Source organism: Flavobacterium sp., assembly GCF_044338735.1.
Lineage (GTDB): Bacteria > Bacteroidota > Bacteroidia > Flavobacteriales > Flavobacteriaceae > Flavobacterium.
This window is the reverse complement of sequence record NZ_JBIIWV010000108.1, coordinates 1-6,978: the sequence shown is the minus strand read 5'-3', so window position 1 is coordinate 6,978 and position 6,978 is coordinate 1. Positions and strand designations below refer to the sequence as shown.

Below are 6,978 nucleotides of genomic sequence, written 5' to 3'. Positions count from 1 at the left end.
GGAAAATCAGTAATAAAATTATCAAAAGCTTTTAAAGCGGCTTTAAAATCTGAAATACTATTGTATTGTTTAGCTATTTCAAATGCCTTCTTTTCTAGTTTTTCTCTTAATTCCTTTACATATTCATTTGCTTTTGTCATGTATTCAGAATTTGGATAAGTATCAATAAATTTTTGCACTTTTTCCAATGCTTTATCAGTATCCGTTTGATCTAAGCTATAAACAGGTGAAAGTTTATAAAAACATTCTGAAGCTAAAAATGAAGCTTCTTCTCTTTTTTCACTTTTAGGGTAACTGGCGGCAAAATTTTCAAATTGGTAACCCGCTAAATAATATTGTTTGGTATTGTATAACGATTTTGAATACATGTAAAACAAACGCTCTGCTTGCGGTTTTCCTTTATAGGCAGGAGCTACTTGTTCATATAAACGGATGGCTTTTAAATATTTTCCACCTTCATACATTTTATTGGCAGCTTCTGTTTTTACAGCCACATCATCAGACTTTAATGCTTTTTGATACTGACTGCAAGAAGCAATAAATAAGAGGGTAAGAATGAAACTAAAAATTTTAATCATTTTTTTTATTTTTAACTTTGAAAATATCATTACTATTGATACCTAAAAAAGCAACTGCAAATTTAGATATTATTTACTTACAATAAAAATCTTTTTTTAGCGTAGCTTTTTTGTAAAATTATGCAATCTATTCGCTAAATCGTCATTTACATTTACAAGAGGTAATCGAAGTGTGTTTTCCGATAAACCCAATGATTTAAAGACTTCTTTAATTCCTCCAGGATTGCCTTGTTCAAAAATCATGTCAATACTATCAGCAAGTAAATAATGCAATTTATAAGCTTCGTCTACTTTTCGTTGTAATCCTAAGCGCACCATTTCCGAAAATTCTCTTGGAAAGCCTTCACCAATTACCGAAATAACTCCTGCTCCTCCAGCTAAAACCATCGGTAACGTAATCATATCATCTCCTGAAATTACTAAAAATCCTTCCGGTTTGTTTTGAATTAATTTCATTGCTTGGACAATATCTCCAGCTGCTTCTTTAATACCAATAATATTTTTGAAATCATTTGCCAAACGAATTACCGTGGAAGGCAACATATTACTTGCAGTTCTTCCCGGCACGTTATAGACAATTACAGGAAGAGTTGAAGCTTCTGCGACCGCTTTAAAATGTTGGTAAATTCCTTCTTGAGTAGGCTTGTTATAATAGGGAGAAACGGATAAAATTGCTGAAAATTTAGAAAAATCTCTTGATTTTAATTCTTCAACTACTTTCATCGTATTATTACCTCCTACACCTAACACTAATGGCAACCTACCGGCATTTGCAGTTATAATTGTATTGATTACCAATTCTTTTTCTTCGTTTGAAAGGGTTGCCGTTTCTGCTGTAGTACCAAGTATCACTAGATATTCTACTCCTCCATCAATAACATAATTTACAATTCTAGTTAATGCTTCTACATCAACCGAAAAATCTTTTTTAAAAGGCGTAACTAGTGCAACACCTGTTCCTATAAATGATTGCATTTTATATTTTGTTTAAAATTTTTAAATATTTGAATAACTCTAAAGTAAACGTTTCATATTCATCAACTAACGTTTTTAAGATGAAATGGTTTACTCTTTTATCAACTGTGTCAAATCCTACTTTAAAATTTGCTTTTGATTTAATAGTTAATAATAACAACGCATATTTATTAACGTCATAATAATTAATCAACAAATCAAAAGGAGTGTCTAAAAAATTGATAACTTCTGTTTTGTCAATTTCACCTGCAAATGAAAAGTTTTTTAAAGATAAAAATGGGCTAGCTATAAGTTCTTTTGACTTAATTTTATCTTTATAAATCAAAACTGTGATTTTATCTTTTTCTATTCCATGCGAAATAAGTTGCTCCACTAATCCTTCCGTATTTGAAAAATAAGTCTCATCAACAAGAAGTCCAACGGTTGTTATTTTTTGTTGCACTAATTGGTTCTTTTCTTTTAATAACCTTTTAGTTACATTTTTTTTAAGAAAAAAATTCTTTATTATCTTATAAAACATAGTATTTTTACCCCTCAGACAAAATTATAAATTAAGTCGTTTAATATGATGGTAAATGTAAAAAAGAATATATTAATTTTTCGCTATTTTGTTATATTATTAACATTTTGCAGCCTTTTTTCTTGTAAAACTAATAAGTATTATAATTATAAAGTTGAAGGTAAAAAAATAAGCGTTACCTCGGAAAAAGGAGAAAACAAAGAAATTGAAGCTTATATAGCTCCATACAGAGCAAATATAACAAAGGAATTAGACAGTGTTTTAGCCTATTGTCCTGAAACCTTAGACAAGAGTATTGGCAAATGGCAAACTACAATTGGAAATCTTTTAGCAACCATAGTCTTTGAACTTGGAAATCCTGTATTTGAAAAAAGAGAACATAAATCAATTGATTTTTGTCTTTTAAATAGTGGTGGTATTCGATCCATCATTCCGCAAGGAAATGTAACTACAAGAACTGCATATGAAGTAATGCCATTTGAAAATAGTCTATATGTTGTTGCTCTTAAAGGTACTCAAATCAAAGAAATGGGGACCTACCTTTTAGCCGAGAAAAAACCGCATCCTTTGTACAATATTCAATTTTTTGTTGATAAAAACAATTTAACCGTAAAACGTATTGAGATAAACGGAAAACCTATTGATGACGAAAAAATTTATTATGTTGCTACCTCCGATTATTTGTCAAATGGTGGAGATAATATGACTTTTTTCAAAGAAAGCACAGAAAAATATGATTTAGATTACAAGATTAGAAACATACTTATTGATTATTTTAAAAAAGTAGATACTATTCCCGTTCTAAAAGACGAAAAAATTATTATCGAATAATAAAACCTATCAAATGAAAAGAAGAGATTTTATCCAAAAAACAGCTGCTAGTTCTGCCTTATTAGGATTAGCAAATATCGGTTTAAGTAGTTTTACAAGGTTTGATGAAAAAAAAATAACCATTCTACATACTAATGATGTTCATAGCTATATTGATCCTTTTCCTGCTGACCATCCAAGAAATCCAAATATGGGAGGAGTTGCAAGAAGAGCTTCTTTAATTGAAAGTATTCGTATGGAAGAGGAAAATGTATTGCTGCTTGATGCAGGAGATATTTTTCAAGGGACGCCCTATTTTAACTATTATGGTGGCGAATTAGAATTTAAATTGATGAGTATGATGCACTATGATGCTGCAACCATGGGAAATCATGATTTTGATAATGGAATTGATGGGTTTTATGCGCAACTACCACATGCTAAATTTGAATTTGTGTCGGCAAATTATGATTTTAAAAATACCATTTTAAACGATCATGTTAAACCTTTTAAAATTTTCAATAAAGGAGGTATTAAAATTGGAGTTTTTGGATTAGGGATCGAACTTGAAGGTCTTGTAGACAAAAAAGCATACAAAGAAACGGTTTATCTAGATCCAATTGAAATTGCGCAAGACATGACAAGAATTCTAAAACACAAGGAAAAATGTGATTTAGTAATTTGCCTTTCTCATTTAGGGTATTCCTATAAAAACGAACCGAATAAAATTTCAGATATCGTATTAGCAAAAAAAACTAAAGACATTGATTTAATTATTGGAGGACATACACACACATTTCTAAATAAACCCGTGATTGAAAAAAATAGTGATGGCAAAGAAGTCATCATCAATCAAGTAGGATGTCATGGTATAAATTTAGGTCGGATTGATTTCTACTTTTCAAATGATGCTACTATAACCAGTAATGGAAAATCAATAATTGTATAATAAACTGAAATTAATTATTGTGTTACCATCTGCTGAAAATCAACCTCTGAAATAATTGCAATTTTTAGTTGGTTGGCTTTTTCTAATTTTGCTGGCCCCATGTTATCACCTGCAATCACAAAATCGGTTTTAGCAGAAATAGAACTACCTACTTTTCCGCCGTTATCTTCAATAGCTTTTTTAAGTTCGTCTCTAGAATACAACTCAAAAACACCTGAAACCACAAAAGTTTTTCCTTTTAATTTTTCGGAAAGCAATTCTGATTCAGCGCCTGATTCTAATTGAACACCAAATTGTTTCAATCGCTCAATAATTAATCTATTTTCTTGATTGTCAAAAAATTGAATCACACTTTGTGCTATTTTATCGCCAATTTCATCCACCAAAATCAAATCCATCATACTTGCTTGAGCAATCGCATCTATTGATTTATAATGTTTCGCTAATTTTTTAGCCACTGTTTCACCTACATATCGAACACCTAAGGCATATAAAACACGTTCAAAAGGAATGCTCTTTGATTTTTCGATACCTTGAATTAAATTTTCAGCTGACTTTTCTGCCATTCGTTCTAACGGAATGATTTGCTCTTTTTTTAACTCGTATAAATCGGCATAATTGGTAACCAAACCTGCACTAAATAATAACGCTACAGTTTCACCACCTAAACCATCGATATCCATGGCTTTACGGGAAATAAAATGTTGAATCCTTCCAATGATTTGTGGCGGACAACCATAAAAATTTGGACAAAAATGATTTGCTTCACCTTCAGTTCTAACTAAATCGGTTTGACATTCTGGACAATGAGTAATATATTTCGTTGGCTCGGTTTGATTTCCTCGTTGAGCAACTGCAATAATTTTCGGGATAATTTCGCCCCCTTTTTCAACAAAAACGGCATCGCCTATTCTAATGTCTAACTTTTCGATTTGGTCTGCATTATGTAATGACGCTCGTTTTACAATCGTTCCAGCCAATTGCACGGGTTCTAAATTGGCCACGGGTGTAATGGCTCCTGTGCGCCCCACTTGGTAGGTAATCGAATTTAATGTGGTTGTAACTTGCTCGGCTTTAAACTTATACGCCATAGCCCATCGTGGTGATTTTGCAGTGTAGCCTAATTCATCCTGATGTTGTAAATTATTAACCTTAATTACTACACCATCCGTTTCGTAAGGTAAATCATGTCGATGCGTATCCCAAAAACGAATGAACTCAAAAACTTCGTTCAAATTTTTAGCTAATTTAGATTGATTTGGTACTTTAAATCCCCAATCTCTTGCCTTTTGCAAGCCTTCAAATTGAGTATTGAAAGGCAAATTATTTCCAATTACAAAGTATAATAAACAATCTAACGGACGTTTAGCTACTTCGGCACTATCTTGTAATTTTAGACTTCCGGAAGCAGTATTTCTTGGATTAGAATAAGGAGTTTCGCCAATTTCAATCAATTCCTGATTCATTTTTTCAAATCCGGCAAACGGAAGAATAATTTCGCCACGAATGTCAAACTTATCAGGAAAATCAGCTTTTAAATGAATAGGAACAGCCTTAATTGTTTTGATATTATTGGTTACATCATCGCCTTGAAAACCATCGCCACGCGTTACTGCACGAACTAAACGACCTTTTTCATAGGTAATACTAATTGAGGCACCATCATATTTTAATTCGCACGTATATTCTAACGGAACATCTCCTAAAACCTTTTGAATTCGGGTTTCCCAATCTTGTAAATCTTCAATCGAATAGGAATTATCCAACGAATACATGCGGTATTCATGTTGTACCGTTTCAAAATTCTTGGTAATACTGCCTCCTACTCGAAGTGTAGGCGAATTTTCATCAAAAAATTCAGGATGTTGCGCTTCTAATTCTTGTAACTGTTTTAGCTTTTGATCAAATTCAAAATCGGAAATTGTAGGATTATCCAGCACATAATAGTTATAATTGTGCTGATTTAATGCTTCTCTTAAATTCTTAATTATCTCTAAAACATTCATAGTTACTGATTGATTAAGCTGTCTAATTTGGTGAACAATTCTCCTTTACTGATGATTCCGCCTTGCCTTATGATTTCAAATAATGATTCATTTCTATTTTCAGATAAATCTTTCTTACCTCGAGTAATTTCTACCTCATCGGAAAATAAATTTTCAGACAACCAATTAATTCCATCTGCAGAAACAAAGTCGATTTGTGGATTATTGGTTTTAATTACGAATGATAAAACTTCATTTTGATAGCATTTAAAAAGAAAAATATAGTTTTTAGAAAAATGATCGATATGTGAAACATTCGCTAGTGCTTTTTCCCAAATCATATCGGAAAAAATATCAATTTCTTGTTCCGCTACATTCGGACGATTTTTTTTGATGTCATCCCATTCGATTTTATCAATGGATTGAGTAGCCAAAAACGTAATAAATTCGGGATGTAATTCTTCTAACTGTTCTTTTGTTAATCTTGCATACTTCATGAGGTAAATATAAAAAAAATGCCCCGAAAAAATCGAGGCATTACTATATTTTTTAGAAAAATTATGCTTTTTCTCCTACGATTTCGTAAGGTAATTCAACAATAACATCTCTATGTAATCTAATAGTTGCAGTATATTTACCTACACGTTTTATAACTCCACTTGTGATGAATTTTCTATCAATTGAATGACCGTTAGCTTCTAATGCTTCAACAATGTTTGCGTTAGTAACTGAACCAAACAATTTATCACCACCTGCTTTTGAAGTAATTTTAATTTCTAAAGCTTTGATAGCCTCAGCTAATTTCTTAGCATCGTCAACAATTTTAGCCTCTTTGTGAGCTTTTTGCTTTAAGTTTTCAGCTAAAACTTTTTTAGCAGAAGGAGTAGCTAAAATAGCTGCACCTTGAGGAATTAAGAAATTACGTCCGTATCCGTTTTTCACAGTTACTACATCATCTTTAAATCCTAAGTTTTGAACGTCTTGTTTTAAGATAAGTTCCATGTTGTTGTCCTTTTTAGTAGAAGTTAGCCCGCCAATGGCGAAGCAACAACTATACGTTAATTATTATTTTAATAAATCGGCCACGTATGGCATTAAAGCTAAGTGACGAGCTCTTTTAACAGCTACAGAAACTTTTCTTTGGTATTTTAATGAAGTACC

Annotated in this window: 9 protein-coding genes; 2 read left to right on the top strand and 7 right to left on the bottom strand. The window is 31.7% G+C overall.

Features of this window, described 5'->3' with window-relative positions:
• The 3 genes from ACIQZC_RS07725 to ACIQZC_RS07715 all read right to left on the bottom strand — a co-directional run.
• Positions 1-578 (bottom strand): outer membrane protein assembly factor BamD (locus ACIQZC_RS07725; protein ID WP_396138658.1); only part of this gene is annotated, 578 nt, incomplete at its 3' end.
• A 96-nt stretch (positions 579-674) separates the two neighbouring features.
• On the bottom strand, positions 675-1,553 hold the full coding sequence (gene dapA / locus ACIQZC_RS07720) for a 4-hydroxy-tetrahydrodipicolinate synthase (RefSeq protein ID WP_396138657.1): 879 nt from the start codon (positions 1,551-1,553) through the stop codon (positions 675-677).
• A gap of 1 nt (position 1,554) precedes the next feature.
• The gene (locus ACIQZC_RS07715) at positions 1,555-2,073 is read right to left on the bottom strand and encodes a DUF6913 domain-containing protein (RefSeq protein ID WP_396138656.1); all 519 of its coding nucleotides are present in this window, start codon (positions 2,071-2,073) and stop codon (positions 1,555-1,557) included.
• Between the two features lie 45 nt (positions 2,074-2,118).
• Between ACIQZC_RS07715 and ACIQZC_RS07710 the strand changes: the two genes are divergently transcribed.
• The gene (locus ACIQZC_RS07710; RefSeq protein WP_396138655.1) at positions 2,119-2,904 is read left to right on the top strand and encodes a 5'-nucleotidase C-terminal domain-containing protein; all 786 of its coding nucleotides are present in this window, start codon (positions 2,119-2,121) and stop codon (positions 2,902-2,904) included.
• A gap of 13 nt (positions 2,905-2,917) precedes the next feature.
• Entirely contained in the window at positions 2,918-3,832 is a 915-nt protein-coding gene (locus ACIQZC_RS07705) for a bifunctional metallophosphatase/5'-nucleotidase (RefSeq protein ID WP_396138654.1), read from the top strand.
• A gap of 14 nt (positions 3,833-3,846) precedes the next feature.
• Here ACIQZC_RS07705 and ligA read toward each other — a convergent pair whose 3' ends face one another.
• The 4 genes from ligA to rpsR all read right to left on the bottom strand — a co-directional run.
• Positions 3,847-5,838: an NAD-dependent DNA ligase LigA gene (gene ligA, locus ACIQZC_RS07700; protein WP_396138653.1), complete on the bottom strand. Its 1,992-nt coding sequence runs from the start codon at positions 5,836-5,838 to the stop codon at positions 3,847-3,849.
• A gap of 2 nt (positions 5,839-5,840) precedes the next feature.
• On the bottom strand, positions 5,841-6,314 hold the full coding sequence (locus tag ACIQZC_RS07695; protein WP_396138652.1) for a DUF6495 family protein: 474 nt from the start codon (positions 6,312-6,314) through the stop codon (positions 5,841-5,843).
• A 61-nt stretch (positions 6,315-6,375) separates the two neighbouring features.
• Complete coding sequence (gene rplI, locus ACIQZC_RS07690) at positions 6,376-6,819, bottom strand: 50S ribosomal protein L9 (protein WP_396138651.1); 444 nt, start codon at positions 6,817-6,819, stop codon at positions 6,376-6,378.
• 63 nt (positions 6,820-6,882) lie between these two features.
• Positions 6,883-6,978 (bottom strand): 30S ribosomal protein S18 (gene rpsR / locus ACIQZC_RS07685; protein ID WP_396138659.1); only part of this gene is annotated, 96 nt, incomplete at its 5' end.

Coding starts and splice junctions, on each gene's coding strand:
- dapA (WP_396138657.1), bottom strand. CDS start 1,553: ATGCAATCATTTATAGGAACAGGTGTTGCACTAGTTACGCCTTTTAAA.
- ACIQZC_RS07715 (WP_396138656.1), bottom strand. CDS start 2,073: ATGTTTTATAAGATAATAAAGAATTTTTTTCTTAAAAAAAATGTAACT.
- ACIQZC_RS07710 (WP_396138655.1), top strand. CDS start 2,119: ATGATGGTAAATGTAAAAAAGAATATATTAATTTTTCGCTATTTTGTT.
- ACIQZC_RS07705 (WP_396138654.1), top strand. CDS start 2,918: ATGAAAAGAAGAGATTTTATCCAAAAAACAGCTGCTAGTTCTGCCTTA.
- ligA (WP_396138653.1), bottom strand. CDS start 5,838: ATGAATGTTTTAGAGATAATTAAGAATTTAAGAGAAGCATTAAATCAG.
- ACIQZC_RS07695 (WP_396138652.1), bottom strand. CDS start 6,314: ATGAAGTATGCAAGATTAACAAAAGAACAGTTAGAAGAATTACATCCC.
- rplI (WP_396138651.1), bottom strand. CDS start 6,819: ATGGAACTTATCTTAAAACAAGACGTTCAAAACTTAGGATTTAAAGAT.